Origin of the sequence: Chitinimonas prasina (genome assembly GCF_030160395.1) — a bacterium.
In the GTDB taxonomy this organism is placed as follows: Bacteria; Pseudomonadota; Gammaproteobacteria; order Burkholderiales; family Chitinimonadaceae; genus Chitinimonas; species Chitinimonas prasina.
The window spans coordinates 233132-258561 of the sequence record NZ_BSOG01000006.1 but is presented as its reverse complement, the minus strand read 5'-3'; the positions used below and the strand labels follow the sequence as shown (position 1 = coordinate 258561).

The window sequence follows — 25430 nt, the reverse complement described above, 5'->3', positions numbered from 1 at the left end:
TTCATCGAACTTTGACAGACTGGTTTATGGCTGAGGCGTAACGCTTTACAGGATGCGGGAGAAGACAAACCGCCCTTCGATCACCCAGATAAGTACCGACTTGCCTTGCTGTTGAACGAGCGACAGCATATTGCCAGGCTCACTCTCTCGTATCCATATCGTGCTCACAGAAGACTGCATGGCTGGCTTACCCAGTTCCTGCATCAAAAACGGCAAGGCTGATTGCTCGTTCAGGCCATCCAACCGTTTGGCAAACGCCCGCTCTTGTTCCGTCATGGCTGCCACGGCATCGGCGTTGCGCATGTCGGTGGTTTGAGATGGATCGAAGCCGTAATACAGGCGGTTCAACAGTCCATCGGAGCTCTGGACGCCCAGAATGTCCATCAGCTCCTCGAAATAACTCAGGGTACGCTCCCGCACGCCTGATTCTGCATGCTGAAAATCCGGGTATGCGGTTTTGAATGCAGCGAGCAACGGGGCTTTGGGCGAGGGCTGATCCGCAATGGCGAGCAGCCGAGTAGCAAGCGCATTGAGCAATGCTTCGTATTCCACACGGGCCGATTCACTGCCAACACCGGCGAATTGACCGTCGGGGAGGTACTTCTTCTTGGCGATAAACGAGGTGAGCAATTGAGTCTGGCTGACAGGCGCTGCAACCTGCTTGCTATCGTCAGCCGAAGCAGTGAATGGGATGGAACACACAAGGGCAAGTGTAAGGGCGAGAGCAAAGCGCATAGGTAGCCAGGAACGTGACGGTGGGGAGCCATGCTGGATACTGCTACAGACACCACCCAACTCAGCGCGCCCATGATAGCAAACCTCCACCGCACCGGTTGGCCGTACCCTACGAGTACAACGAGTCCCCCCAATCGGTGCAGTCACTACGCCCGCTAACGCCTATGCACCACCACGGTATGCAGCCTGCCCACCGACGGCGCCTTGGTGCAGGTATCAGCCGCAGCGCAGCCGCCCTGGCGGCGGTAGCTGCAGCGCAAGCAGGGGTCTACCCGCCAAGCCAGCCAGCCTACGCCCAAGGCAACACCCAGCAGTAGCAGGCCGGCCATGATCATGCTATTGCCCCGGCTCGGTCACAAAGCCCAGCTTGTGCACACCGGCCCGCTGCGCCGCTGCCATGACCTGGGCAACATGTTCGTATTCCACCTTGCGGTCGGCCCGGATATGGACCTCGGGCTGGGGCTGCTGCCTGGCCAGCGTGGCCAGCCTGGTTTCGAATTCCGCCTTGGCGACCACGGCTTCGTTCCAATGAATGGCGCCGTCCTGGGTAACGGCGATGGTCACCGTCTCGGGCTTGATCTCGTTGGGGGTATTGTCGGCCCTGGGCAGGTCCAGCTTCACCGAATGGGTGATCACCGGCACGGTGATGATGAAGATGATCAGCAGCACCAGCATGACATCCACCAGCGGTGTCATGTTGATCTCGCTCATCACGCCACCGCCGCTGGGGCCATCGAAGTTGCCGCTGCCGAAGGCCATAATCAGCGACCCCCTGCGTGGCTGGGCTTGACGCTGGTCAGCACGGGTTTGCCGCCCGGCTCGGAACGTACTGCAGGTGCGCCGGTGACAAAGTAGGCATGCAGGTCGTGGGCAAAGCGGTTGATACGGCCCAGCAAGGCATTGTTGCCACGGGTCAGCGCGTTGTAACCCAATACAGCCGGGATGGCGACCACCAGGCCGAAGGCCGTCATGATCAGCGACTCGCCCACCGGGCCGGCCACCTTGTCTATGCTCACCTGGCCCGAGAACCCGATGCTGACCAAGGCATGAAAGATACCCCAGACGGTGCCCAGCAGGCCCACGAAGGGGGCGGTGGAGCCGACCGAGGCCAGGATGGAGAGGCCAGACTGCATGCGCTCTACCGATTCATCAATGGCGCGCTTGAGGCAGCTGGTCACCCAGTCGCTCAGGGTCAGCTGGCCGTGCAGATCTCCTTGGCTGTCGCGGTGATGCGCCACGGCATCACGGCCTTCTTCCGCCAGGTTACGGAAAGGGTTGTCCTCCCGCGTGCCATCCAGCAGGTGCAGGCCTTCGGAGAACGACTGGGCGTGCCAGAACTCGGCCGTTGCGGCGTGGGCCATGCGGCGCTGCCGCATCTGGCGCAAGGCGCGGGTCACGATCACGTACCACGACACGATGGACATCAGCAGCAGGGCTATGGCTACGCTGCGGGTCACGAAATCGCCCTGCGCCCACATATTGGCAAGGCTGAAATGGTTGGGGTTCATACCAAGAAGTCTCCGGTGTAACAGATCAGGTGGCAGGTACGGCGCGTACCGTCCACTGTGTTGGGCAAATCAGGCATCCAGCGAAAAATTGATGGGCAGGTCATAGCGATAGGGGATGGCGGCATCCCCCTGCTTGGCTGGCACAAAGCGCCAGCGCTTGACGGCCGCCAGCGCGGCGTCATCCAGGCGGTCGTGACCGCTGGAGCGCTTGAGCTTGATGTCGCCCACCGAGCCATCGGCCAGCACATACACCGAAAGCACTACCCGCCCCGCTTCGCCCAGCTTGCGCGACATGGCCGGGTAGCCCGGTGCCTGGTTATTGAGGTAGCTGGCATTGCTCAGCGGCGGCACGATGGGGGCTGGTGCGGGCTCGGGTGCTGCTGCAGGCTCAGCCTTGGCCACCTCGACCGGCGGTGTCGGCTCGACCGGGGGAGCTGTAATGGCATTGGGCGCTGGTGGCGCCTGCTTGATCGGTGGCAGCGGCGTAGGCGTGGGCTTGGGCCGGACGACAGGCTGGGGTTTGGGCGGCTGCGGGGTGGGCTCGCTGGGCGGCGCCACGACGGGCATGGGCTGGGGCAGCACGACAGCCGTGATCACTTCGGGCGGCTTGATAGGCATGGGCCTACCCATGCCCATGGCCAGCCCGCCCAAGGCAAGCGCGTGGGCACCGCAGACCAGCAGCAAGGGGGTAAAACCAGGGTTCAAGGCGCGAAGGCTGGGCATGGAACAACAATCAAAAACAAAATGAGTTTGCGAAGTATTCTCATTTTATTGAGAATTGTTTTCAATAGCAAAAGAAATTGCTGCCGTGCAACAGATTTGCATCAGCCCTTGGCCTCAACAAAACAGCAGCTTAGCGCCACCCTCTCCAGATCGGTACCCATCATGCATGCCATCCAGGCCCTTGCCCTGCCCATGCGCCGTACAATCAGCGCCATGAGCCATTTGCCTGCCTACCACCCACCCCGCTGGCTGCTTGGGCCGCATAGCGAGACCATCTATCCCGCACTGGCCCTCAAGCGCCCTGCACCGCCCTACCGCAGGGAAATCTGGCCCACACCCGATGGCGACGAGATCGCGATCGACTGGCTTACTGCCCCCAGCAAGGCCCATGCGCCGTTGCTGGTGCACTTTCATGGCCTGGAGGGCAGCGGCAACAGCCACTATGCCGTGGCACTCATGCAGGCGGCAGCGCACCGTGGCTGGCGGGCAGCGGTGGCGCATTTCCGGGGCTGCGGTGGCCATCGCAACCGCAAGCCTCGGGCTTACCATGCGGGCGACAGCAGTGAGATAGACTGGATACTGCGGTGTTTTCGCCAACAGCATGATGGCCCCATGCTGGCAGCAGGCGTATCGCTGGGTGGCAACGCCCTGGCCAAATGGCTGGGCGAGCAAGGCGCAGCCGCCCATGCCGCCCTGGACGGCGCGGCCGTCATCTCAGCCCCCTTGGACTTGGTCGCCGCCGGCCAGGTGCTGGACAAGGGCCTGAACCGCGCCATCTATACCCGCGAGTTCCTGCGTACCTTACGGCCCAAGACCCTGGCGCACCTGGCGGCGTTCGAGCAGGAGCTGGCTTTTCTGGGCGTGACCCCGCGCGAGATTGCCGCTGCCCGCACTTTCAAGGAATTCGACAACCGGGTGACCGCCCCCCTGCATGGCTTTCGCGACGTGCACGATTACTGGTCGCGGGCCAGCAGCAAACCCTGGCTGCAGCACATCACCGTACCCACGCTTGTCATCAATGCAAGGAATGATCCTTTCCTGCCGGCGGCGGCGCTGCCGGGCCAGCACGAAGTCAGCAGCTCGGTTACGCTGCTGCAAACCGAGCGCGGTGGCCATGTGGGCTTCACCGAAGGGCCCTTCCCTGGCCGTATAGACTGGCTGCCACGCTGCCTGCTGGCCTACTTCGAGCCGCTGCTGCCTGCCTGAGCGCCCGCGCAACCTTGCCGGCCAGACACTACAATCGTCATTCAACCTTGAGCCCAACCCCGCCATGCCACAGATTGCCCCCCAGATATTCAAGGCCTACGACATACGCGGCATCGTCGGCAAGACGCTGACCACCGACGCTGCCCTGCTGATAGGCCGCGCCATAGGCAGCGAAGCCATGGCGCGGGGGCAGGCGCGGCTGGTATTGGGGCGTGACGGCCGGCACGCCAGCCCCTGCCTGGCCGAAGCCGTGCTGGCCGGCCTACAGGCCAGCGGCATCGCGGTAATCGATCTGGGCGTGGTGCCCACGCCCCTGGTTTGGTTTGCCGCCCATCACCTGGAGACGCTATCCGGTGTCATGATCACCGGCAGCCATAATCCGCCGGAGTACAACGGGGTCAAGATCATGCTGGCAGGCGAAACCCTGGCCGGCGATGCCATCCAGGCCCTCCGCGCCCGTATTGATGTGGGGGATTTTGCCATCGGCGAGGGCAGCTATAGCCAATACGATATCCGCGAAGACTATCTGCACCGCATCAGCAGCGATCTGCAGCTGCAACGCCGCGTCAGCGTGGTGGTGGATGCTGGCAACGGCGCGGGGGGTAGCATCGCGCCTGTTCTATACCGCCGGCTGGGGTGCCGTGTGCGGGAGCTGTTCTGCGAGCTGGACGGCGACTTCCCCAACCACCACCCCGATCCCGCCCGGCCCGAGAACTTGGCCGACCTGGCCCACGCCCTGGCGGTGACTGATGCCGAGCTGGGCCTGGCTTTCGATGGCGATGCAGACCGCCTGGGCGTGGTCACCAAGGACGGCACCATCATCTACCCCGACCGCCTGCTGATGGCCTTCGCCGCCGATGCACTCAGCCGCCAACCGGGAGGCAGGGTGGTCTACGATGTCAAATCCAGCCGTCTGGTCGCCCCCTGGGTCAAGCAGCACAAGGGACGTGCCGTCATGGCGCGCACCGGCCACAGCTATATGAAGGCCAAGATGAAGGAAAGCGGCGCCCTGGTCGGCGGCGAACTCAGCGGCCATCTATTCTTTGCCGAGCGCTGGTACGGCTTCGACGACGGCATCTACGCCGGTGCCCGGCTGCTGGAGATCCTCTCCCAGGTCGACGACCCCAGCGCCCTGCTGAACGCCCTGCCGCAAGGCCAGAGCACGCCAGAGATACAGATTCCCATGGCCGAGGGCGCCGCCCACGCGCTGATAGACAAGCTCAAGGCCAGCGCCCGCTTCCCCGATGCCGAAGTGATCACACTGGATGGGCTGCGAGTAGAGTATGAAGATGGCTTCGGCCTGCTGCGTGCGTCCAATACCACACCCGTACTGGTGCTGCGCTTTGAAGGCGACGACAGCAAGGCCCTCAAGCGTATACAAGCCACCTTCCGCAAGCTGCTGCACAAGGAACTTGGCACCACCGAACTGCCGTTCTGAGTTCTCCTACCCTGGGCCGGCGCAAACCCTGGCCGGCGTTGATCCAGGCGGCCTTATCGCCGCGCCACCCCACCGAGAGCGCCATGTCGCGTACCCGCAAAGCCCTGCTGTTTTCAGTGCTGTTCCTGATCGTACCCATCGTGATGGCCTACTACGCTCTGCCCAGCGCTTTTGTGGCGCCGCTGCTCAGCCTCAACCGCTCGCTCTCCAGCCTGCAGGAACACACCACCACGGTTGCCGGGCACCAGGTCCATTATCTCGATGGCGGTAGCGGCGAAACCGTCATCCTGCTGCATGGCATCTTTGCCGAGAAGGATCACTGGGTGGACTTTGCCCGCGAGCTGACACCTGGCTACCGCGTCATCGCCCCTGATATCCCCGGCTTTGGCGAAAGCTCACGCCTTGCCGATCAAAGCTATCAATACGCTCCCCAGGTAGAAAGGCTGCATGCCTTGGTCCAGCAATTGGGCCTGCGCCAGTTCCACCTGGCCGGTAACTCCATGGGCGGCACCATCGCGGCGCTATATGCCGCAAAATATCCCGGCGAGGTGCTCAGTGTTGCCTTTATCGGTGCGCCGCACGGCATACGCTCGCCCAAGCTCAGCGAGATGGAACAGCGTGTCGCCCAGGGCGAAGCCCCGTTGATTGCCCGCAACGAGGCCGAGTTCGCCGGCATGATGAAGATGCTGTTTGTGGAACCACCGTTCCTGCCCCGGCCCATCCTGCTCGACGCCGAAGCCAGCGCCATCCGCAATGCGGCATCCAACCTGCGTCTGTGGGAAGACCAGCGACGCGACGGCTATCAGCTGCAAGCCGCCCTGCCCCAGTTGAAAGCACCTACCTTGGCACTATGGGGGGAGCAAGACCGGGTATTCGATATCTCCGGCCTGCCCGTGCTGGGCTCGCTGCTGCCCACAGCAGAGCGGGTTACCCTGCCCGCAACGGGCCACCTGCCCATGATGGAGCGGCCGGCCGAGACAGCCACACGCTACAAGGCGTTTCTGGACAGCTAGCCATGGCGGGCGCGTGTGTGACAGACGCCGGCGGCGTAAATGACTGCATGCGCCCCTTTGGCAGACTACATAACCCAATTCAAAAGAGAATAAGGCAATGATCAATAGACTTTCCCTGCTGAGCGCATTCACCCTGGCAGTAGGCTATGCACATAGCGAAGCCGTGGGTGAGAAGCACAACGCAGCACGCTTCTGATATGCAGGGTGAAATTTCCTCGGGCAACGCCATATTGCGGCTCAAGCAAGGCTTGCGAGAATATCCCTGCGGTCCGGCTACACCGCCAAAGCACAGGACGTTAGTCAGAATCCCGCGTATGCGTATCGTGCCTTGCCATCCGAGAGAATGTACTGCTGCTCGCTCTCAGTCACGGCACCGACGTCCAGGAAGCTCAATCGCGCCTCCCGAAGTCCCATGTGATTCGGACCACTAACACATCCGTTATCCACCGAACCATCGTCTTCCCAGAAGCACACCTTGCAAATTTCATAAGCACCACGCTCGTGCAAGCTCCTGTACCCACAGCAAGGGCAACTTTCTAGCACCTCAACAGCACCCTCCACGATTTCATCGTGCCCCAAAGTCGCCAACTGATCTTCAAGATATGAGTTGAGAACACCAAGATATGTGTGCCGAAAGGCAATGCATAACAATGGCGCATACAGCGGAAGGCTTGGATCTGCTGGTCCATCAATACAGCCCAGCATCTCCTTGAGCGCATCTGGCAGGCGAGCGTAGTCAGGATCAGCGGCATCTATAGCCCACCAATCACACAATACGTTTTCACGCTGCGTGGGAGACAGCAAGCTGACATCTCTCGCCACCAGCAAGGCAATTGCCTCTTCCCTTGTCATTACAGGCTTACTCAACACGCAGTACTCATCGCTCAGATCAGCGCGCTGCCGCCCCCATTACCTCCACCCCATGCACCCCAGTCACCCGCCCCTCTGGCACATAGATGGTCTGCACCAGCCAGCGCTCCCGGCCGTTGGCCAGCTTGCCCAGGCGGTAGATGATCTGCTCGTGCTGGTCGGGGTAGCTCAGTTTCAGCTCATTGGCTATCGCAGTCCATCGCATGCCATCGCTGCCTGTGCCGTCGGCATTGAGCTGCTGGCTGACGGCACGCACGGTAAAGCCCGGTACGATCAGGTGGTCCGGCAGGCCGGTCCAGGTTTTGCCCGCCAGCTCAGCTGCCGTCAGCTCCTGCAGGGCATTGCCGTCGATATAGGCCGCTGGCTGCGCCAGCCTCCCCAGCGGCGTAATGCTTTGCAGCACATTGTTGCGCAGTACGCGGTGCTCGCCCACTGCCCTGTAGCTGGCCAAATGCAGGCCTGGCAGGCCACGTAGCCGCTTGACCTGCAACTGGCTGTATTCGCGCCGCTGGGTGACGATGACGCCGGTTTCCAGTTCCAGCTCGTCGTTGCTGTAACCGGTGCGGGTGGGCAGTGTGATGCCCAGTGCGCCATCGCTAACCGCCCAGGGCGCCCCTATCCAGTAGTTGCTCTGGTTGCTTAGGCTACCCTCGGCCAGGCCGGCCAGCCCCAGGCTGATTTCAGCTCCTTCCTGCAAAGCGGTGTAGCTCCCCGGCAGCAGCCGTATCACGCTGTCGTCCACCGCCGGGTTGAGTGCTCGCAGGTAGTAACGGTCGTCCATCAGGCGCTGCATGGCGCCGTCAAAGCCTTCGGCCGGCGTGGCTTTAAGGGCGTTCAGGTGGGCTTGGTAGGCAGTGCTGTTGCGCAGCAGTGCACGGGTATCGGCAAAGCCAGCCGGCAGGCTGGCATCAGCGTCGCCTGCCCGGCGCACAACCGCCGCCATCTCCACCAGGGCCTGTGGGTCCAGCTGCGGTAGCAGGGCTTCCAGCTCGTCGCTGCTGGCCAGGGGCGCGCCCTTGTAAAGCTCGGCCAGGCGGTAGCTGGCAGTATTCAGCTCACTCAGCTCCAACCCAGGCAACTCGGCCGCATCCAGTACGAAGTCGTTCCCGGCCAGGAAGATCAACCCACCCAGGTCGCCCAGCACGGCATACAGCCCAACCCGACGCCGGTCGCCCACCCCCACAGCCTCCAACGACACCGGCTCGCTACCGTCGCCGGTTTCCAGCTCGATGCGGTAATTGCCGGCGCTATCGGTACTGGCCAGCACTTCACGCGTGCCTACCTTGGCTATCACGCTGGCTGGTGCAGCCGCCCCCAGGTAAACACTGCCACGCAGCAGCAGGCGGGCACGTATGCTCAGCTCTACCCGGCCGGTCGCCGTATTGCCATGGCCATCGCCTATTACATAGCTAAGCGTCTCATCGCCATAAAAACCCGGTGCCGGGGTGTATAGCAAGCGGCCACTGACGATGGCCACCGTGCCGTTGACGGCACCGCTGGCAGAGATCAGGCGCAGCGTCTCGTTCTCCGGCTCCCTGTCATTGGCCATCACATCCAGGCTGATGGGCACATTCCAGCTACCCGAGTACACATCGGTCACTGCCACAGGTGCAAAGTTACCGCTGCTGGAGCCGCCACCGCAGGCCAGCAGGGCTTGCAGCAGTATCAGGCTCAGCAATGTTCGAAACGGCGGCAGCGACATGAAGGATTCCTTGCTGGACATCAGCGGCGGTGTAACCAGACGAGCTTGGGCTTGCCACTATCGCGGTTGATCAGGGCACTGTAGGCGACTGTCACGCGGCCAAAGCGGGCGGCCACATCCGACTGGACGTACTGGCTCTGTATATCCAGCAATCCCTGCTGCTGGAACAGCGTCTGTACCTGGCCCTGCAGCGTCTGGGTGTAGTCGTTCAGTTCAGTGGTAGTCTTGAATGGCTGGGTCTTGCACTTGGTCGCCAAGGCCGTGGCCGCCGTCATATCCATAGTCGTCACTGCCGCAATCACTTCTGCGGGGGCGAAGTTGATATTGATCGGGGTGCCGGGCGGCAAAGCGGTCACAAAAGGCGACAGGGTCTTGATCGTCTCTTCCGAGAAACCCCGCACCAGGCGCAGCTCATTGATATCAAACAACACCCGGTTGGCGGCGCGCCGCGCCGGTTCCAAGGCCAGGTACTCCATGTCCTCGGCACCGCCGGGGTAGGTAGTCTGCTGGTCTGCATCTATCCAGTCGATCACCGCATTGGCCAGATCGGGCGACAGTTGCTTGGCCGTCAGCAGGCGCTGAAAGGCCGCTACATCGTCGGGACTGACCGTCAGGTTGGGGCCGCGCAGCAGATTGTTCAGATTGAAGCGCCCTTGCAGATCAGTCAGCCGCCCACCGGCCTGCCCCTGCTCCACCGGCAAGGTCGGGATAGGGATGGTCCAAGGCTCCAGCGCATGGTCTACCTGGTTCTGCTGGTTATCATCGCGCAACGTCATCCGCCCCAGATTGACCGCCGACCGCGCCACATCGCGCGCCTGTGCCAGATCGTGCTGGTTCTCCACCTGGCGCATCCACAAGCTATGGCGAAACGCCATAAAGCCGGCCAGCGTGGCCACCAAGGCGGCCACGGCCACGGCAGTAACAATGGCGATGCCGCGCTGCGGCAGAAGGCGGGTACTCATGGCAGGGCAAACATCCGCGTTATCGTTTCACCCGTTTCCATGGTCAACTCGATTTCCACCCCACGTGGTGGCGGCGGCGTGCCTGGCCCTTGCGGCCAGCTCAGCTGCCATTGCCCATTCGCATCCAGGTATCGTGTTTTGAAGGCCTGGACCTTGTCGAGCATGGCGAGGGCCGTGGGGCCGTTACGTGGCGCCAGGTCCAGCGAGTTCCAGAGCAGTAGTTCCAGCTTACCTTCGCGCAGGCGGTAGCCCATGCGGGTCAGTTGCCCACCGTCGTAACGGACAAACTCCAGCTGCGCGCCGTTGAAATCAATGGCCCCGGCACTGCCGCGCAAAGGCGGCTGGGCAACACCGCCCTCGTCACGCCAGGATCGGTCGGCAACCTGGGAGAAATCTTCCTCGAAGCGTGCCAATGCCACGGTCCATTCGCGCCATTTGCGATTGTCGGCATCCATCACCTGCTTGGTGGTGGCCATGCGCGCCACACCCTGGTAGGCGATCACCATCAGCACGCTGAACACGGCCAGTGCCACCAGTATCTCGACCAGCGTAAAGCCATGGTGGCGGCTGCCCCTGCCCGCGGGATTCGGCATTGGGTTACTGCGACACATAGCTCACCAGCACTGCGTCGGCATGATTGGCGTCATTCGGCGGATAGACCCGCACCTCCACCCGACGGAAAGCCTTGTTGGGAGTTTCAGAAACCGTCTCGCGCCAGACAAACTCCAGCCCCGCCTGGGTCGCCACCCCTTCGTTGGTACCGGTATCCGGCAAGGTATTCATGGCGGTGTAGTTGGCAATACGATTCTGCGCCACCCAGCCGCCTGCCAGATGGCGCCGCAAGGCCATGGAGCCATCCGTCACGGCCAGCGTGGCACGGGCTGCGGCGGCCAGCGCAATGCCCAGCACGGCCAGCGCAATCAGCACCTCAATCAGGGTAAAACCGAGCGTACGCCTCATGATCCACCCGTCGTCGTGCCGGCTGGCAGGCCAGGCACTTCCAGCGTCATGCGGCCCAGGGCATCGGCATTGAGCTTGCGCATGACTTCGCCGGCACGCAGCTCCACAGTAAACGGTGCGTTGACGCCTGACGGCGTAAAGATGACACGGCCATCGGGGGGGAGCGGCAGCAGGTTGACCCGCATATCCGCCACCCGCACGGCCTCGGGCAATTGGCGGACTCGCAGTATCTGGTTGTCCTCCAGCAGTTGCCACGCCCCTTCGGCATCCTGTTTCCAGAAGCCATAGCCCTGCTCGGCACGCCCAAAGGCCAGCGGCACGCCCGCCGCAATCGCCTCGTCGCGTGCCGACTCCAGCAGCAAGGCCAGCCGCTCGGCCTCGTGCTGCAAGGCATCGGTGTCGCTGCGGCTGAAGTTGACCGCCGCCAGCGTCACGATGATACCGACGATCACCATCACCACCAGGATCTCGATCAAGGTGAAGCCGGTGACACGCCTGGGCCTGTGCTGCATGGTGGATTTCAAGATGGCGGCTTAGAGCATCCAGGAGCCGATATCGGCGTCGTGGTTCTCGCCGCCGGCCTTGCCGTCCGCGCCATAGCTGAGGATATCGACTTCACCCTTCATGCCGGGGTTGAGGTAGACGTAATCGTTACCCCAGGGGTCTTGCGGCAGCTTGGGCAGATAGGCCTTCCAGTTACCCGGAATCTGGCCGGCAGTGGGCTTCTCCACCAAGGCCTTGATACCTTGCTCGGTGCTGGGGTAGCGGGTGTTGTCCAGCTTGTAGAGGTTCAATGCCTGAAGTATGGCCTGCACATCCTGTTTGGCCGCCACCACACGGGCCTCGTCCGGCCGGCTCATGATCTTGGGTACAACCAGCGCCCCCAGGATGGCGAGGATGGTGATCACGACCAGGATTTCTATCAGGGTGAAGCCTTGCTGCTTGCGTTGCATCTGCTATTTCTCCTTGTATTGGTGTCGCCCCGTCGGGAAGCGGGTTTCGTTTTTTTCCATCTTGGCGATGATGGCCGCAGCCACATCGATATCAAGGCTGTTGGCAAAGGCCAATGCATATAACAACACATCGGCCAGCTCTTCGGCCACTTCTGCCTTGTCCAGTTCCACCTCGGCCGGCGGCGTCCACTGAAAATGCTCCATCAATTCGGCCGCTTCGATGGCGATGCTCATGGCCAGATTCTTGCCGCTGTGGAATGGCTGCCAGTCACGCGCCGCCGCAAAGGCGGCAACACGCTGCTTCAGTTCTGCCAGAGTCGTATCGTGGTCGGTCGCCATTATTTCACCAGTTGATTCATCTCGAACACTGGCAGCAGTATGGCCAGCACGATCAGTAGCACCGCCCCCCCCATCAGCAGCACCATCACCGGCCCCAACAGACTGGTGAACGTCGCCACCTTTTGCTCCAGCTCGCCGGTTTGCTGCTTGGCGGCTTTGTCCAGCATCACTTCCAGCCTGCCACTGGCCTCGCCGCTGGCGATCAGGTGCACCAGCACCGGTGGGAACAACTTTTGCCGCTCCAGCGATTTGGACAGCACGGCGCCCTCGCGCACATCACGTGCCGCGCTGCTCACAGCCTCGCGCAGTACCAGGTTTTCCACCACGCCGGCAGCCGCTTCCATGGCCTTCAGCAGCGGTACGCCGCTGCCCACCAGGATCGATAAGGTACTGGCCAGCCGTGCGGTATTGCCCGCCCGGTTAAGGCGGCCAAACAGCGGCAATCGCAACAGAAAACCATCGACCTTGAGCCTGAAGGCAGGCTTTTTGAGCATCTGGGCAAAGCCAAAGCCGCCAGCCCCCAGCAGGGCAAACACCACCAGCCCATATTCCCGTATGCCCCCCGAGATCAGCAGCAAAGCCCGCGTCAACAAGGGTAGCTCCTGCTTGGAGGACTGAAATACCGACACCATCTGCGGCACCACCCACCACAACATGCCCACGATCACCAGTATCGATACCGACAGCACCACGGCCGGATAGACAAATGCCAGCACCACCTTGGAGGTCAGCGCCTGCCTAGCCTCTATGTAATCGGCCAGGCGCGACATGACGCCGGCCGCCTTGCCCGATTCCTCGCCCGCCCGCACGATGGTGCGGTACAGCTCAGGGAACACCTTGGGATGGCGGCCCAGCGCCACGCTCATGGCAGCACCGGCCAGCACCTCGCTGCGCACGCCTGCCAGCACATCGCGTGCACGCGGGTTCTCGGCCTGTTCTATCAGTACCGTCAGGGCCCGCTCTATGGTCAAGCCGGCATCCAGCAAGGTGGCAAACTGGCGGGTAATCAGCGCCAGCTCACCGGTAGACACCCCGCCGCGCTGGCGGCCACCGGGTTTGCTGGTCTCGGCTGCGCCAGCCAGCTCACCCATTTCGGTCACCCACAGGCCCTGGTCGCGCAAGTTGGCTCGGGCCTGTTTGGCATTGTCGGCTTCGATGACACCTTCGCTGCTACGCCCATTGGCATCCAGCGCCTGATAACGAAAACCCGCCATCAGTTTTGCTCCTGTTGTGTGGCTGGAACGGCTTCAGCAGGTAAGGGGGGTAGCCAGCCGGCTCTCCCAGCAATACTCAATGCCAGCAAGCCCAGTATCAATGCAGTCGGCAAATAGGCCAGCAAGCCCAGCAAAACATGCTTCATGCCTACCCCGGTCGCCTTGTTCAAAGCATGCGTCAGAACCGCTATCTGGTAGAACGCCAGCAACCCCGTCAGCGGCAAGGCCACTCTGGGTGGGACCGCGCTTAACAAAGGTTCCAGCAATTGGCTGCTGGTGGCCAGCACAACCAAGGGGAACAAGGTGCCCTGACCATTCCAGCGTTTACCCAGCTTGAGCCACCAGGCAAAGAACAAGGTCAGCGCCAAAGCCTGCAACCAGGTCATGGCGATAAAGAAAACCATCAGCACCGGCACACTGGCCTTGAGGTCGGGAGCGCCCAGCGCAGGCAACGCCCCCAGTACGGTCAGCAACAGTACTGGCTGCCACCAAGTGTAGGCATAGTGCGGCACAGGCTTCACACGGAAGCAGGCAAGGTCGATGGCGTCTTTGAATAAGGGCAGCATCTGTCATTTCTAAACAACAAGGCCGCCTCTCGGCGGCCTTTGCGTAAGCTGGCGGGCTGCTAGCTCTTCACGCAATCAAGACGATCTTCCACCTGTTGCACCACCAGTTGGAAATCCTGCCGCAGCGGGGCCTCACGCCTGGCGGCCAGATAGTAGCGCTTGCAGGGTTCAATGGTAAACGGCACATCCTTCTCTACCGGCTGGGTAAAGCCCGCCACAGGCGCCGCCAGCAGCCGCAGGGTACGCTGGCCGGGCTCGGCACGGACGGTGTCACGATCCACTGTGTAGTTGCCATCGATGGCAACTATCCGCACCGGGTAGAGCTTCATATCGGCACGCCCCATCTCGCGCCGGCCATCCAGCAGGCTGGTATCCGTCACCTTCATGCTGGCGCAGCCAGAAAGACCGATCAGGGCAAACAAGGCCAAGGTGTTCACAATGCGGTTCATCTTCCCACTCCTTCGCTGATAGGCAGCAGTTATTGGCAACAGAAAGATTATGCGCGCCTGCAAGCCTCCTGCATGGCCCATGTTTACAGACTTTTACGCCTGAATCAGTCGAACACAACCGTCTTGTGGCCGTAGACCAGCACACGGTGGTCCAGATGCCAACGCACCGCACGGCTCAGCACGATGCGCTCCAGGTCGCGGCCTTTCTGCACCAGGTCTTCGACCGTCTCGCGGTGCGAGATACGGGTCACATCCTGTTCGATGATGGGGCCGTCATCGAGCACCTCGGTCACATAGTGACTGGTGGCGCCAATCAGCTTGACGCCACGGGCATGGGCGCGGTGATAAGGCTTGGCACCCTCGAATGCCGGCAGGAAACTGTGGTGGATATTGATCACCTTGTGGCGATAAGCCGTGCTGAACGACTCCGACAGCACCTGCATATAGCGGGCCAGCACAATCAGATCCACGCCGTGTTCAACCAACAAGGCACGCTGTGCCGCCTCGGCCTCGGCCTTGTTGTCCTTGCCGACGGCCACCACATGGAAGGGAATGCCGTAGAACTCGGCAATGCGTCGGCAGTCCTCATGGTTGGAGATGATCAACGGTATCTCGCAGGCCAGCTCGCCGGTATGCCAGCGATGCAACAGATCGACCAGGCAGTGGTCATACTTGGAGACAAAAATGGCCATGCGCGGTTTGTGGGCGGAACGCTTGAGCTTCCAGGCCATGCCAAAGCGTTCGGCTATCGGCGCGAACGCCGCCTCGAACGCACCCATGTCCAGCGCAAAGCCGTCCAGATCCCACTCGATACGCATCAGGAACAGATCGGCATCGTCATCCTGGTGCTGATCCGCGTGCAGGATGTTGGCGTTATAGGTGTAAAGGAAGTTGGCAATGGCAGCGACCAAACCCTTGCGGTCGGGACAGGAGATCAGCAGTGTGGCGGTATTCTTCATGATGGCTAGGCTCGATGGAGGAGGCAGTGAGGCCTTGGATGCAGACATCGCAACACCCAGGCCACCCTGCCCCAGGGCACTGGCATGGCAGGCGGGCCGGTGATTCTGGCAATGCTGCGGGCAGTATGCAATCCCGCAGCCGTGTCGCGCGCTGTTCACATGCACAAATCAAACGCTTGTTTAAATCATTTGTTAGGTGCTAAGTTGTGGTCAATGGCCCGCTGCGGCAGTACCGCCAAAGTCGGGATATGTCACGGCACCCCGCACATTTGCCCGCCCTGAACCACCTGGGCGGCAAGCGCCGGGCATCATGGTGCGGTGACGATATCCCTCGCTGGTGCTATGCTTCAGGCCCTCTTACGTTGACGTCACCTGGACGTCGCGTGTACACGAATTCCTAATCCGATCCCCAGCGGAGGCAGTGTGAAAATCCTGGTCGCAGTGAAGCGCGTTGTTGATTACAACGTCAAAGTCCGTTGCAAGACCGATGGCAGCGATGTCGATGTTGCCAACGTCAAGATGTCCATGAACCCCTTCGACGAAATCGCCGTCGAAGAAGCCGTGCGCCTGAAGGAAGCCGGCAAGGCCAGCGAGATCGTCGTGGCCTCGCTGGGCGTCAAGCAGTGTGAAGAAACCCTGCGCACTGCCCTGGCAATGGGCGCTGATCGCGCGATCCATGTCGAGACCGATACCGAGCTGCAGCCCCTGGCCGTTGCCAAGCTGCTCAAGGCCCTGGCCGACAAGGAACAACCGCAGCTGGTGATACTGGGCAAGCAGGCCATCGACGACGATGCCAACCAGACCGGCCAGATGCTGGCTGCACTGATGAATGCGCCGCAAGGCACCTTCGCCTCCAAGGTGGAGCTGGCCGGCGACAAGGTCAATGTCACCCGCGAAATCGACGGCGGTCTCGAAACCGTATCGCTGTCGCTGCCCGCCATCGTGACCACCGACCTGCGCCTTAACGAGCCGCGCTACGTGAAGCTGCCCAACATCATGGCCGCCAAGAAGAAGCCGCTGGACAAGACTACGCCGGCAGAACTCGGCGTGGACGCTGCGCCCCGTCTCAAGACCCTCAAGGTTGCCGAGCCGCCCGTGCGCAAGGCCGGCATCAAGGTGGCTTCGGTTGCCGAGCTGGTAGCCAAGCTGAAGAACGAAGCGAAGGTGATCTAAATGTCTATCCTCGTCATTGCCGAACACGACAACGGCTCGCTCAAGGCCGCTACCCTCAATACCGTTACCGCTGCACAGAAGATCGGTGGCGACATCCACGTGCTGGTTGCAGGCCATAACGCCGCTGCCGCCGCCCAGGCTGCTGCCCAGATCGCTGGCGTAGCCAAGGTGCTGCTGGCCGATGCCGCCCACCTGGGCCACCAGCTGGCCGAGAACGTCACCCCCGTGGTAGTGGAACTGGCCCGTGGCTACAGCCATGTGCTGGCGCCCGCCACCACCCACGGCAAGAACCTGCTGCCGCGCGTGGCCGCCCTGCTGGATGTGGCGCAGATTTCCGATGTGATCGCCGTCGAATCGGCCGACACCTTCGTACGCCCCATCTATGCCGGCAACGTCATCGCCACCGTGCAATCCAGCGATGCCATCAAGCTGATGACCGTCCGCACCACCGCATTCGATGCTGCCGCCACCGGCGGCAGCGCTACGGTAGAGAGCATCGGCGCTGGCAGCGATGCAGGCAAATCCAGCTTCGTCAGCCAGGAGTTGACCAAGTCCAGCCGCCCCGAGCTGGGCGCCGCCAAGATCATCGTCTCCGGCGGTCGTGCCCTCGCCTCCAGCGAGCAGTTCCATGGCGTGCTGGAGCCCCTGGCCGACAAGCTGGGTGCCGCCATCGGCGCCAGCCGTGCCGCTGTCGATGCGGGCTACGCCCCCAACGACTACCAGGTCGGCCAGACCGGCAAGATCGTCGCGCCGCAGCTCTACCTGGCAGTGGGTATCTCCGGTGCCATCCAGCATCTGGCCGGCATGAAGGACTCCAAGGTCATCGTCGCCATCAACAAGGATGAGGAAGCCCCCATCTTCCAGGTGGCAGACTACGGCCTGGTGGCCGATCTGTTCACGGCCGTGCCGGAACTGATCGCAGAACTCAACAAGTAAGCATCGTATGAACTAAAACGGTCACCACGGTGGCCGTTTTTTCAGCCCCACGAATCAAGCAAGCGCTCGAATTGGAGATAACCATGAGCTACCGTGCACCCGTTGCCGACATCCGCTTTGTGCTGAACGAACTAGCCGGCCTCAATGAGGTCGGCGCCCTGCCCGGCTATGAGGACGTCAATCCCGAACTGGCCGATGCCATCCTGGAAGAAGCCGCCAAGCTGGCCGAGAACGTGATCGCGCCGCTGAACAAGGTCGGCGACCAGCACGGCAACAAGCTCAGCGACGGCATCGTCACCACCGCGCCTGGCTTCAAGTCTGCCTACCAGCAATTCTCCGAAAACGGCTGGGTCAGCCTGCGCACCCCCACCGAGTTCGGAGGCCAGGGCATGCCTGCCCTGATCGCCATGGCCACCGAGGAAATGTGGTGTGCCGCCAATGTCGCCTTCAGCCTCTGCCCGCTGCTGACCCTGGGCGCCTTTGAAGCGCTGGAACACCACGCCTCGGACGAGCTCAAGGCGACCTACCTGCCCAAGATGGCATCGGGCGAATGGACCGGCACCATGAACCTGACCGAACCGCAAGCCGGCTCGGACCTGGCCCAGGTCCGTGCCAAGGCCGTGCCGGTCGGTGATGGCACCTACAAGATCAGCGGCCAGAAGATCTTCATCACCTGGGGCGAGCACGATATGGTGGAGAACATCGTCCACCTGGTATTGGCCCGCCTGCCCGACGCCCCCGCAGGCGTGAAGGGCATCTCGCTGTTCGTGGTGCCCAAGTATCTGGTCAATGCCGATGGCTCGCTGGGTGAGCGCAACGATGTCAGCTGCGTCTCGCTGGAGCACAAGCTGGGCATCCATGCCTCGCCTACCTGCGTGATGAGCTACGGCGACAAGGGCGGCGCCATAGGCTACCTGGTGGGCGAAGCCCACCGTGGCCTGGGCTACATGTTCACCATGATGAACCAGGCACGCCTGGGTGTGGGCATCGAGGGTATGGCCATAGCCGAGCGGGCCTATCAGCAGGCGGTAGCCTACGCCAAGGATCGCGTGCAGAGCCGCGAGCTGGGGTCGGACAACCCAGCGCCGGCCGCCATCATCAAGCATGCCGATATCCGCCGCATGCTGATGACCATGAAGAGCCAGATCGAAGCCCAGCGCGCCCTGACCTACTACGCCGGCGCCGCACTCGACCGCGCCGCACGCCACCCCGATGCCGCCGAGAAGCAGAAGTGGCAGGCCGTGGTGAACTTCCTCATCCCCATCGTCAAGGGTTGGAACACCGAGCAGGTCAACGAAATCACCTCGCTGGGCGTGCAGATCCATGGCGGCATGGGCTTTATCGAGGAAACCGGCGCCGCCCAGCATTTGCGCGATGCCCGTATCACCGCCATCTATGAAGGTACGACCGGCATCCAGGCCATGGATCTGGTGGGCCGCAAGACAGCCAGCGAGCAAGGCCGCACCGCCCGCGCCCTGCTGGCCGAAGTGGAGGCCGTGGCTGCTCAGCTGAAGACCCAGGGCCTGGCCGAGGTCGGCGATGCACTGGATGCTGCCCTGGTCCACGCCCGTGCCAGCACCGATTTCGTGGTGGGCCAGTTTGAAGCACAGCCCAAGGCCGTTGCCGCCGGCTCGGTGCCCTTCCTCAAACTCATGGGTATCGTACTGGGCGGCTGGCAACTGGGCCGCGCCGCACTGGTGGCCAAGCAGAAGCTGGCTGACGGCGATGCGGACAGCGCTTTCCTAGAAGCCAAGCTGATCACCGCCCGCTTCTTTGCCGTGCACCTGCTACCCCAGGTGGGCGGACTCTCGGCAGCCATATTGCATGGTGCTGATACGGTGTTGGCACTGCCGGAAGAGGCGTTTTGAGGGGCGATACAAGGCTGCAAGCACTAGCATCACGGTAGGTGCAGCGTAAGCATCCGGGGAAACCCGGGTGCTTGCCATTACGACATCACTAACCCCCGACTCTGCTGCTGCGGCACTGCGCCCCCCGCCACCTGCAATGGCTGTTTCAGGCCAGCTCAGCCGGCATGCGGTAATGGCCGGAGTCGAAACGGTCTATGCCGCAGCTGAGCGCACTGATCCAGTCCAGAAATGCCAGCAGCACCGATTTACCCACCATGTAGCGACCATGCTGGGGCACCATCATCAGGATCTCACCGCGCTCCACCATGGGCCTGACCATGTCTGCCCAGAGCCGGCAGACCTTGTTCGCCACCATATAGCGGCGGTGGAAGCCTTCCATGCTGGGTATGAGCCGTGTGAATTCCGCTACAGTGCTGACAGGCTCTGCCACTAACTCGTGCGCCACCATGGACGCCCCCATGTCGCCCGAGAACAGGATGCGCGAGCGGGGGTCGTAGAAGTGGAAATTACCCTCGGCATGCAGAAAGTGGGCGGGCACTGCGGCAACCCGCTCCTCCCCCAGCTTGAACCAGCCCCCCTCGTCCGGTACCCCCAGAATGCGCCCGGCCGCATTACCGGCGGTACAGAAATGCGGCACAAAGCGCGACCAGAGCTTGGACACCACCAGGGTGCATTGGGTGCTGATCAGCCATTTGTTCAATGAGGCCACAATGTCCGGATCGGCGTGCGAGGCCAGAATGTACTTGAGCTCACGCGCCGGAAAATAGCTCGCCATGGCCATGATGAGGGCGTTGTAGGTCATGTTGCCGGCCGGATCGATCAAGGCGCCTTCGCGCCCTGACACCAGCAGAAACTGATTGGCCTGGACAGCGTGGTCATCATCATCGTCCACCAGATCGGCAAACATCAGGCAGCGGTGGCTACCATCGTCGTACAGTGAAATCGCCATACCTGGCCCTTTAAAGACAAAGCGCGCAGGCTATCCATCCTGGCCCATCCCCATTTTGATGCAGCGCAAGATAACGCGCGATCCACCACCGCCAGACGCCATAGCTAGCACCTATGCCAGTCTGCCCGGCCAGCAGCTCACAGATCAAGCGTTTGACCGGTGGATCGACGTTGGCCCAAGGGCAAGGCAAGGCTACAATCGCCGCTTCCCCAAGTGAAGGAAGAGACAAGATGGGTTTTCTTGCCGACAAGAAGATACTGATCACCGGCCTGCTGTCCAACCGTTCCATCGCCTACGGTATCGCCAAGGCCTGCAAGCGCGAAGGCGCCACCCTGGCATTTACCTATGTGAATGACAAGCTCAAGGATCGCGTGGTCGAAATGGCCAGCGAGCTGGGCAGCGATATCGTACTGCGCTGCGACGTCAGCTCGGATGAGGAAATCGCCGCCATGGCCGCCGACCTGGGCAAGGTCTGGGACAAGGTAGATGGCGTGGTGCATTCCATCGGTTTCGCGCCGCGCGAAGCGCTGTCTGGCGACTATCTGGATTCCGTCAGCCGCGAGGCCTTCCAGATCGCCCACGATATCAGCAGCTACAGCTTCGCCGCCCTGGCCAAGGCCCTGCGCCCGCAACTGGCCGACAATGCCGCCCTGCTGACCCTGAGCTACCTGGGTGCCGAACGCGCCGTGGTGAACTACAACGTCATGGGTCTGGCCAAGGCCAGCCTGGAAGCCAACGTGCGCTATATGGCGTCGGCACTCGGCGCCCAGGGCATACGCGTCAACGGCATTTCGGCCGGCCCCATCAAAACCCTGGCCGCTGCCGGTATCGCCGGTTTCTCCAAGATACTGCACCACGTGGAAGAATCCGCACCACTGAAGCGCAATGTCACCATAGAGGAAGTCGGCAACGTTGCTGCATTCCTGCTGTCTGACCTGTCCTCGGCCGTAACCGGCGAGATCATGCACGTGGACGCTGGCTACAGCACAGTGGCCGCAGGCATGGGCGAGTAAGACCGACTGCCTTAGCATCACAACAACGCCCGGCTGGCCCGGGCGTTGTTGTTGGTACCTAGGACCGATACCCTGAGCTGACGCTGAGCATCTGGAAAACGCTGGCAGAGCTACGGCAGACCGAGATGGAGGGCCTGACGCTCAAATACATGAAGGGCTACACCAGCGATTGAGCGGGAGCCTAGCCGATGGATCAACGTCGGGATGAGTGGATGCGGTACGATACGCTTGGCTAGCCCTGGCCTCAGCCCTCGCTCAACAGCCAGCTTCGTGCCACCAGGCCTTCGTCCAGCCCTGCCACATACAGGCGATCGGTGCCAACGCCACCCGTACAGACCAAGGCCACATGCAGGCCCAGATCAGGTCTATGCCAGCTGGCGGCATTGCAACCCACCGGCCTAGGCGCAGCCAGCAAGCGCCGCATCAGGGCGTAATCCAGCCCCAGGCCATGGCACTTGAGCCAGGCCTCTTTCAGCGTCCAGTACTCGGTAAACTGCGCCAGCGCCGCTGCCGGCGCCAAGCCTGCCAGAGTCGCCTGCTCAACGGGGTGGCAGACCATGGCCGCCATGCCCGCGATATCCCGGCCCGGCTTGGCCAGCTCCAAATCGACCCCTACGGGACTATCTGACACGGCGCACAACAACCAGTCTGCACTGTGCGATAGGCTGATGGAGATACCCGCATGACCGACCACGCTGGGTGCCTCTCCTGCTTGGCTATCTATCTGCCAATCAGCGGGCTGCCCACCATACGCTTGGCTCAGTAACCTGCGCGCCAGGTAATGCCCCGCCAGAAACTGCGCCCGCCGCCTGGGCGCGCTGATCGCATCAAGCCGCGCCTGCTCCGACTCGCTCAAAGCAAAAGAGCCTGCCGCCTGCAGTTCGGCCAACAGCCGATCACAGGGGGCAAGCTCCAGATGCAGCATGGGTCGAACTATTAGTTGGCTATCTTGGCGTAATTGCCCTTAAGCGCTACACCAATCACGAAACTGCCAGCATGGCACTCTATCGTCGTGTCGTTCTTGGTTTCGTTCTTCTTGTAGTAGCTGACCAGATCGACTACCGCATTGGCACCACGCTGCTTGGCCGAGTTCTGGAAAGCCACCAGCGCCGACAAAGCAGCCCACTTGCAGCCAAATTCATCGCTCTTGCCGACACCATTCGTTTTCTGATTGGAGGTGTCTGTATCCAGCTTCTGCAAAACCTTGGGTGTCTTTTGACCATTCAGGAAGAACTTGACCGACCCGTCCAGCTTACCCTGAGCCTCGGGCATGGCAATTACATCAGCTAGCGGTATATGCAATACCGTGTCGCGCGCTTGCGCGGCAGGTGCCAAAGCAAATGCCAACAGGCTACAGGCGATCAACTTCTTCATGGTCTGTTTTCCCCTCGTTTCGGTCAGATAAGTATCTACAGGATCAGTTAGCTACCGTCGGTTGTGCCGGGGTAACCATCTGGGCCATGAGTATATGCTTTTGCAGATTGATCACCCAACGTTCATATGTACGATGTATGGTCATTTCCCCATTGCGCATGCCATAGTCCAAGTTAAGGCTGCTGACATATTTGAGCTGATAACCCTTCTCATCGTAGCTGGCATCTAGCGTCAACTCGATCTTGCCGCCCTTGCTGTACTTTAGCGTAAGCTTTTCGGGCGTCTCTGCAATGACCTGCCAGCCCAGCGAGGAAGCGCCTGCAACAATAGCAGAACGCACCATGGCCTTGGTCTGTGCCTGGCCATCAGCACGAGTCAGAACGACAGCAGTCGGCTCTTTGAAGACAACCGGAGCGGCTACAGCAAAGTGAGAGGAGAGTGCCAGCGCCAGGCTGGCTGCAATCAAGGAGTGCTTCATCATCAATTCCTAGTTTAATAATCAAAAACAGGGCTGATACTTTCTGAGTCAAGCCCAACAAACTCAACCGCAATAGCGATCAGAAACGCTTGAACACCAAAGATGTATTAATCCCGCCAAACGCGAAGTTATTACTCATCACGATATCGGTTTCTATCTTCCGGCCGTCACCCGTGATGTAGTCCAGCGCACCGCAGCGCGGGTCTACTGTTTCCAGGTTAAGGGTGGGTGCAAACCAGCCGCTGTGCATCATCTGTATGCTCATCCAGGCTTCCAGCGCGCCGCAGGCGCCCAGAGTGTGGCCCATAAAGCTCTTGAGCGAGCTGATAGGCATGCGTTCGCCAAACACGCTGTGGGTAGCTTGGGTCTCGGCCACATCACCCTGGTCGGTAGCGGTGCCGTGGGCGTTGACATAGGCAATGTCGGAAGGCGACAGCCGGGCGTCGTCCAGTGCCAGTTGCATGGCTACCGCCATGGTCTCGGCATTGGGATGGGTCACATGGCGGCCATCGCTATTGGTGCCGTATCCAATGATCTCGGCGTATATCTTGGCACCACGCGCCTTGGCATGCTCCAGCTCCTCCAGCACGAAGGTACAGGCGCCTTCACCCAGCACCAGGCCATCCCGGTTGGCATCAAAGGGGCGTGGAGTCAGGTTGGGGCTGTCATTATGCTTGACGCTGGTGGCGAACAAGGTGTCGAACACCGCAGCTTCGGTGGCATCCAGTTCCTCAGCGCCGCCGGCCAGCATGGCTACCTGCTTGCCCGACTGTATCATCTCGTAGGCATAGCCTATGCCCTGGCTGCCCGAGGTACAGGCGCTGGAGGTAGTGACGATGCGGCCGGTGATGCCGAAGAACACACCGATATTCACGGCGGCGGTATGCGCCATCATGCGGATATAGGTGGTGGCGCTGACGCCATCGACGGTCTTCTCGACGATCATGCGGCCAAAGTCGCCCATGTTGGCAGGCGTGCCCGAAGACGAGCCGTAGGAGATACCCATGCGGCCGCTCTTGACCAGCGGATCGCCCAGCAGGCCAGCATCGATCAATGCCTTTTCACTGGCACGCGTGGCCATCTGCGCCACCCGGCCCATGCTGCGGGTGTTTTTGCGGTTGTAGTTCTCGGGGGGCAGAACAAAGTCCGGCACGGGCACACCCACCTGGGTATGCAGGCCGTCGTACTCCGCCCATTCATGCATCACCTGTACCGCATTACGGCCTGCCTGCAGCCGCGCCAGTACGGTGGGCCAGTCATGTCCGAGCGGGCTGATCGCGCCTATGCCAGTCACCACTACGCGTTTCATCCGATCAACCCCCCATTAACTGAAATCACTTGCCGCGTAATGTACGCAGCATCCTCACTCATCAAGAAACTCACAGTCGCCGCCACTTCCTCCGGCTTACCCATGCGCTTGGCCGGTATCATCTTCAAGGCCTCGTCCAGCACTTCGGCCTCGACCATCTCGGTATCGATCAGGCCAGGCGCCACGCAGTTGACCGTGATGGCGCGGCTGGCCAGTTCCACCGCCAGCGCCTTGGTGGCGCCGATGATGCCGGCCTTGGCCGCACTGTAGTTCACCTGCCCGCGATTCCCCATCAAGCCCGATACCGACGACAGCGTCACGATACGGCCAGGCTTGCGCCGGCGTACCAGCGGCATGGTCAGCGGGTGCAGCACATTGTAAAAGCTGTCCAGGTTGGTATGGATCACGGCATCCCAATCCTCGGCCGGCATGGCCGGGAAGGCATTGTCGCGGGCGATGCCGGCATTGCAGACCACGCCGTAGTAGCAGCCGTGCGCTTCCACATCGGCCAGCAGCACCTCGGCCGCGCGGGCACGGTCGGCCACATCAAACTGCAGCACCCGTGCAGTGCGCCCCAGCGCGACGATCTCGGCCGCCACAGCATCGGCCTCTTCCACCCGGCTGCGGCAATGCAGCACCAGATCATAGCCATCGCGGGCCAGTCGCAAGGCGATCGCCTTGCCTATGCCACGGCTGGAACCCGTGACCAATATGGTCTTATCCATCATTCCTG

The 25430-nt window shown here is 61.7% G+C and carries 30 protein-coding genes; 7 read left to right on the top strand and 23 right to left on the bottom strand.

What is annotated here, in order from left to right:
* Positions 1-45: 45 nt before the first annotated feature.
* From QQK16_RS19425 to QQK16_RS19405, 5 genes are all read right to left on the bottom strand, one after another.
* A complete protein-coding gene (locus QQK16_RS19425) occupies positions 46-735 on the bottom strand; it encodes a DUF4844 domain-containing protein (protein WP_284198142.1) in 690 nt (229 codons plus the stop codon).
* Between the two features lie 155 nt (positions 736-890).
* The gene (locus QQK16_RS19420; protein ID WP_284198141.1) at positions 891-1064 is read right to left on the bottom strand and encodes a hypothetical protein; all 174 of its coding nucleotides are present in this window, start codon (positions 1062-1064) and stop codon (positions 891-893) included.
* A 7-nt stretch (positions 1065-1071) separates the two neighbouring features.
* Positions 1072-1494 carry an ExbD/TolR family protein gene (locus tag QQK16_RS19415; protein ID WP_284198140.1) on the bottom strand — a complete coding sequence of 141 codons (423 nt, stop codon included), beginning with the start codon at positions 1492-1494 and terminating at the stop codon, positions 1072-1074.
* 2 nt (positions 1495-1496) lie between these two features.
* Complete coding sequence (locus tag QQK16_RS19410) at positions 1497-2243, bottom strand: MotA/TolQ/ExbB proton channel family protein (protein ID WP_284198139.1); 747 nt, start codon at positions 2241-2243, stop codon at positions 1497-1499.
* Positions 2244-2312: 69 nt separating this feature from the next.
* On the bottom strand, positions 2313-2966 hold the full coding sequence (locus QQK16_RS19405) for an energy transducer TonB (protein WP_284198138.1): 654 nt from the start codon (positions 2964-2966) through the stop codon (positions 2313-2315).
* A gap of 213 nt (positions 2967-3179) precedes the next feature.
* Between QQK16_RS19405 and QQK16_RS19400 the strand changes: the two genes are divergently transcribed.
* The 3 genes from QQK16_RS19400 (at position 3180) to QQK16_RS19390 (ending at position 6623) form a co-directional block, all read left to right on the top strand.
* A complete protein-coding gene (locus tag QQK16_RS19400) occupies positions 3180-4172 on the top strand; it encodes a YheT family hydrolase (RefSeq protein ID WP_308447085.1) in 993 nt (330 codons plus the stop codon).
* A gap of 64 nt (positions 4173-4236) precedes the next feature.
* Positions 4237-5610: a phosphomannomutase/phosphoglucomutase gene (locus QQK16_RS19395; RefSeq protein ID WP_284198136.1), complete on the top strand. Its 1374-nt coding sequence runs from the start codon at positions 4237-4239 to the stop codon at positions 5608-5610.
* Positions 5611-5693: 83 nt separating this feature from the next.
* Complete coding sequence (locus QQK16_RS19390; protein ID WP_284198135.1) at positions 5694-6623, top strand: alpha/beta fold hydrolase; 930 nt, start codon at positions 5694-5696, stop codon at positions 6621-6623.
* Positions 6624-6923: 300 nt separating this feature from the next.
* Here QQK16_RS19390 and QQK16_RS19385 read toward each other — a convergent pair whose 3' ends face one another.
* The 12 genes from QQK16_RS19385 to purU all read right to left on the bottom strand — a co-directional run bounded on the left by QQK16_RS19385 (position 6924) and on the right by purU (position 15597).
* Positions 6924-7475, bottom strand: a complete 552-nt coding sequence (locus tag QQK16_RS19385) for a CPCC family cysteine-rich protein (protein ID WP_284198134.1) — start codon at positions 7473-7475, stop codon at positions 6924-6926.
* A 37-nt stretch (positions 7476-7512) separates the two neighbouring features.
* Positions 7513-9195, bottom strand: a complete 1683-nt coding sequence (locus tag QQK16_RS19380; RefSeq protein ID WP_284198133.1) for an Ig-like domain-containing protein — start codon at positions 9193-9195, stop codon at positions 7513-7515.
* Positions 9196-9215: 20 nt separating this feature from the next.
* Entirely contained in the window at positions 9216-10157 is a 942-nt protein-coding gene (gene gspK / locus QQK16_RS19375) for a type II secretion system minor pseudopilin GspK (RefSeq protein WP_284198132.1), read from the bottom strand.
* On the bottom strand, positions 10154-10750 hold the full coding sequence (gene gspJ, locus QQK16_RS19370) for a type II secretion system minor pseudopilin GspJ (RefSeq protein ID WP_284198131.1): 597 nt from the start codon (positions 10748-10750) through the stop codon (positions 10154-10156). Before gspJ ends, gspK begins: the two co-directional genes overlap by 4 nt.
* A 4-nt stretch (positions 10751-10754) precedes the next feature.
* On the bottom strand, positions 10755-11117 hold the full coding sequence (gspI, locus tag QQK16_RS19365; protein WP_284198130.1) for a type II secretion system minor pseudopilin GspI: 363 nt from the start codon (positions 11115-11117) through the stop codon (positions 10755-10757).
* Positions 11114-11629 (bottom strand): GspH/FimT family pseudopilin, encoded by a 516-nt coding sequence (locus tag QQK16_RS19360; protein WP_284198129.1) that lies wholly within the window; start codon positions 11627-11629, stop codon positions 11114-11116. The genes gspI and QQK16_RS19360 overlap by 4 nt, the downstream gene beginning before the upstream one ends.
* Positions 11630-11650: 21 nt before the next feature.
* The gene (gspG, locus tag QQK16_RS19355) at positions 11651-12070 is read right to left on the bottom strand and encodes a type II secretion system major pseudopilin GspG (RefSeq protein WP_284198128.1); all 420 of its coding nucleotides are present in this window, start codon (positions 12068-12070) and stop codon (positions 11651-11653) included.
* Positions 12071-12073: 3 nt separating this feature from the next.
* The gene (locus QQK16_RS19350) at positions 12074-12409 is read right to left on the bottom strand and encodes a nucleotide pyrophosphohydrolase (protein ID WP_284198127.1); all 336 of its coding nucleotides are present in this window, start codon (positions 12407-12409) and stop codon (positions 12074-12076) included.
* On the bottom strand, positions 12409-13623 hold the full coding sequence (gene gspF / locus QQK16_RS19345) for a type II secretion system inner membrane protein GspF (protein ID WP_284198126.1): 1215 nt from the start codon (positions 13621-13623) through the stop codon (positions 12409-12411). Before gspF ends, QQK16_RS19350 begins: the two co-directional genes overlap by 1 nt.
* Positions 13623-14189, bottom strand: coding sequence for a hypothetical protein (locus tag QQK16_RS19340; protein ID WP_284198125.1), 567 nt, complete (start codon positions 14187-14189; stop codon positions 13623-13625). The genes gspF and QQK16_RS19340 overlap by 1 nt, the downstream gene beginning before the upstream one ends.
* Positions 14190-14248: 59 nt before the next feature.
* Complete coding sequence (locus QQK16_RS19335; protein WP_284198124.1) at positions 14249-14638, bottom strand: hypothetical protein; 390 nt, start codon at positions 14636-14638, stop codon at positions 14249-14251.
* A gap of 104 nt (positions 14639-14742) precedes the next feature.
* Positions 14743-15597: a formyltetrahydrofolate deformylase gene (gene purU, locus QQK16_RS19330; RefSeq protein WP_284198123.1), complete on the bottom strand. Its 855-nt coding sequence runs from the start codon at positions 15595-15597 to the stop codon at positions 14743-14745.
* 423 nt (positions 15598-16020) lie between these two features.
* Between purU and QQK16_RS19325 the strand changes: the two genes are divergently transcribed.
* From QQK16_RS19325 to QQK16_RS19315, 3 genes are all read left to right on the top strand, one after another.
* Positions 16021-16770: an electron transfer flavoprotein subunit beta/FixA family protein gene (locus QQK16_RS19325; RefSeq protein WP_284198122.1), complete on the top strand. Its 750-nt coding sequence runs from the start codon at positions 16021-16023 to the stop codon at positions 16768-16770.
* A complete protein-coding gene (locus QQK16_RS19320) occupies positions 16771-17706 on the top strand; it encodes an electron transfer flavoprotein subunit alpha/FixB family protein (protein WP_284198121.1) in 936 nt (311 codons plus the stop codon).
* Between the two features lie 83 nt (positions 17707-17789).
* A complete protein-coding gene (locus tag QQK16_RS19315) occupies positions 17790-19574 on the top strand; it encodes an acyl-CoA dehydrogenase C-terminal domain-containing protein (protein WP_284198120.1) in 1785 nt (594 codons plus the stop codon).
* A 145-nt stretch (positions 19575-19719) separates the two neighbouring features.
* Here the strand turns inward: QQK16_RS19315 and QQK16_RS19310 are convergent, their stop codons facing one another.
* Positions 19720-20523: an MBL fold metallo-hydrolase gene (locus QQK16_RS19310; RefSeq protein ID WP_284198119.1), complete on the bottom strand. Its 804-nt coding sequence runs from the start codon at positions 20521-20523 to the stop codon at positions 19720-19722.
* A 230-nt stretch (positions 20524-20753) separates the two neighbouring features.
* Here QQK16_RS19310 and fabI point away from each other — a divergent pair, with 230 nt between their 5' ends.
* Entirely contained in the window at positions 20754-21536 is a 783-nt protein-coding gene (gene fabI / locus QQK16_RS19305; RefSeq protein WP_284198118.1) for an enoyl-ACP reductase FabI, read from the top strand.
* Positions 21537-21780: 244 nt separating this feature from the next.
* Here the strand turns inward: fabI and QQK16_RS19300 are convergent, their stop codons facing one another.
* From QQK16_RS19300 to QQK16_RS19280, 5 genes are all read right to left on the bottom strand, one after another.
* A complete protein-coding gene (locus tag QQK16_RS19300; protein ID WP_284198117.1) occupies positions 21781-22461 on the bottom strand; it encodes a 4'-phosphopantetheinyl transferase family protein in 681 nt (226 codons plus the stop codon).
* An 11-nt stretch (positions 22462-22472) separates the two neighbouring features.
* The gene (locus QQK16_RS19295) at positions 22473-22910 is read right to left on the bottom strand and encodes an excinuclease ATPase subunit (protein ID WP_284198116.1); all 438 of its coding nucleotides are present in this window, start codon (positions 22908-22910) and stop codon (positions 22473-22475) included.
* Between the two features lie 43 nt (positions 22911-22953).
* On the bottom strand, positions 22954-23391 hold the full coding sequence (locus tag QQK16_RS19290) for a hypothetical protein (protein ID WP_284198115.1): 438 nt from the start codon (positions 23389-23391) through the stop codon (positions 22954-22956).
* Positions 23392-23467: 76 nt separating this feature from the next.
* Positions 23468-24697, bottom strand: coding sequence for a beta-ketoacyl-ACP synthase (locus QQK16_RS19285; RefSeq protein WP_284198114.1), 1230 nt, complete (start codon positions 24695-24697; stop codon positions 23468-23470).
* Positions 24694-25422 (bottom strand): 3-ketoacyl-ACP reductase FabG2, encoded by a 729-nt coding sequence (locus tag QQK16_RS19280; RefSeq protein WP_308447084.1) that lies wholly within the window; start codon positions 25420-25422, stop codon positions 24694-24696. The genes QQK16_RS19285 and QQK16_RS19280 overlap by 4 nt, the downstream gene beginning before the upstream one ends.
* Positions 25423-25430: the final 8 nt, after the last annotated feature.

Excerpts from the sequence above, each read along its gene's own strand:
- fabI (WP_284198118.1), top strand. The coding sequence starts at position 20,754 with ATGGGTTTTCTTGCCGACAAGAAGATACTGATCACCGGCCTGCTGTCC.
- QQK16_RS19425 (WP_284198142.1), bottom strand. The coding sequence starts at position 735 with ATGCGCTTTGCTCTCGCCCTTACACTTGCCCTTGTGTGTTCCATCCCA.
- QQK16_RS19360 (WP_284198129.1), bottom strand. The coding sequence starts at position 11,629 with ATGCAGCACAGGCCCAGGCGTGTCACCGGCTTCACCTTGATCGAGATC.
- QQK16_RS19410 (WP_284198139.1), bottom strand. The coding sequence starts at position 2,243 with ATGAACCCCAACCATTTCAGCCTTGCCAATATGTGGGCGCAGGGCGAT.
- QQK16_RS19400 (WP_308447085.1), top strand. The coding sequence starts at position 3,180 with ATGAGCCATTTGCCTGCCTACCACCCACCCCGCTGGCTGCTTGGGCCG.
- QQK16_RS19310 (WP_284198119.1), bottom strand. The coding sequence starts at position 20,523 with ATGGCGATTTCACTGTACGACGATGGTAGCCACCGCTGCCTGATGTTT.
- QQK16_RS19315 (WP_284198120.1), top strand. The coding sequence starts at position 17,790 with ATGAGCTACCGTGCACCCGTTGCCGACATCCGCTTTGTGCTGAACGAA.
- QQK16_RS19320 (WP_284198121.1), top strand. The coding sequence starts at position 16,771 with ATGTCTATCCTCGTCATTGCCGAACACGACAACGGCTCGCTCAAGGCC.
- gspK (WP_284198132.1), bottom strand. The coding sequence starts at position 10,157 with ATGAGTACCCGCCTTCTGCCGCAGCGCGGCATCGCCATTGTTACTGCC.
- QQK16_RS19390 (WP_284198135.1), top strand. The coding sequence starts at position 5,694 with ATGTCGCGTACCCGCAAAGCCCTGCTGTTTTCAGTGCTGTTCCTGATC.
- QQK16_RS19340 (WP_284198125.1), bottom strand. The coding sequence starts at position 14,189 with ATGCTGCCCTTATTCAAAGACGCCATCGACCTTGCCTGCTTCCGTGTG.
- QQK16_RS19285 (WP_284198114.1), bottom strand. The coding sequence starts at position 24,697 with ATGAAACGCGTAGTGGTGACTGGCATAGGCGCGATCAGCCCGCTCGGA.
- QQK16_RS19300 (WP_284198117.1), bottom strand. The coding sequence starts at position 22,461 with ATGCTGCATCTGGAGCTTGCCCCCTGTGATCGGCTGTTGGCCGAACTG.
- QQK16_RS19335 (WP_284198124.1), bottom strand. The coding sequence starts at position 14,638 with ATGAACCGCATTGTGAACACCTTGGCCTTGTTTGCCCTGATCGGTCTT.
- gspF (WP_284198126.1), bottom strand. The coding sequence starts at position 13,623 with ATGGCGGGTTTTCGTTATCAGGCGCTGGATGCCAATGGGCGTAGCAGC.
- purU (WP_284198123.1), bottom strand. The coding sequence starts at position 15,597 with ATGAAGAATACCGCCACACTGCTGATCTCCTGTCCCGACCGCAAGGGT.
- QQK16_RS19385 (WP_284198134.1), bottom strand. The coding sequence starts at position 7,475 with ATGACAAGGGAAGAGGCAATTGCCTTGCTGGTGGCGAGAGATGTCAGC.
- QQK16_RS19290 (WP_284198115.1), bottom strand. The coding sequence starts at position 23,391 with ATGATGAAGCACTCCTTGATTGCAGCCAGCCTGGCGCTGGCACTCTCC.
- QQK16_RS19295 (WP_284198116.1), bottom strand. The coding sequence starts at position 22,910 with ATGAAGAAGTTGATCGCCTGTAGCCTGTTGGCATTTGCTTTGGCACCT.
- QQK16_RS19420 (WP_284198141.1), bottom strand. The coding sequence starts at position 1,064 with ATGGCCGGCCTGCTACTGCTGGGTGTTGCCTTGGGCGTAGGCTGGCTG.
- QQK16_RS19350 (WP_284198127.1), bottom strand. The coding sequence starts at position 12,409 with ATGGCGACCGACCACGATACGACTCTGGCAGAACTGAAGCAGCGTGTT.
- QQK16_RS19380 (WP_284198133.1), bottom strand. The coding sequence starts at position 9,195 with ATGTCGCTGCCGCCGTTTCGAACATTGCTGAGCCTGATACTGCTGCAA.
- QQK16_RS19415 (WP_284198140.1), bottom strand. The coding sequence starts at position 1,494 with ATGGCCTTCGGCAGCGGCAACTTCGATGGCCCCAGCGGCGGTGGCGTG.
- gspJ (WP_284198131.1), bottom strand. The coding sequence starts at position 10,750 with ATGCCGAATCCCGCGGGCAGGGGCAGCCGCCACCATGGCTTTACGCTG.
- QQK16_RS19405 (WP_284198138.1), bottom strand. The coding sequence starts at position 2,966 with ATGCCCAGCCTTCGCGCCTTGAACCCTGGTTTTACCCCCTTGCTGCTG.
- gspG (WP_284198128.1), bottom strand. The coding sequence starts at position 12,070 with ATGCAACGCAAGCAGCAAGGCTTCACCCTGATAGAAATCCTGGTCGTG.
- QQK16_RS19280 (WP_308447084.1), bottom strand. The coding sequence starts at position 25,422 with ATGGATAAGACCATATTGGTCACGGGTTCCAGCCGTGGCATAGGCAAG.
- QQK16_RS19395 (WP_284198136.1), top strand. The coding sequence starts at position 4,237 with ATGCCACAGATTGCCCCCCAGATATTCAAGGCCTACGACATACGCGGC.
- gspI (WP_284198130.1), bottom strand. The coding sequence starts at position 11,117 with ATGAGGCGTACGCTCGGTTTTACCCTGATTGAGGTGCTGATTGCGCTG.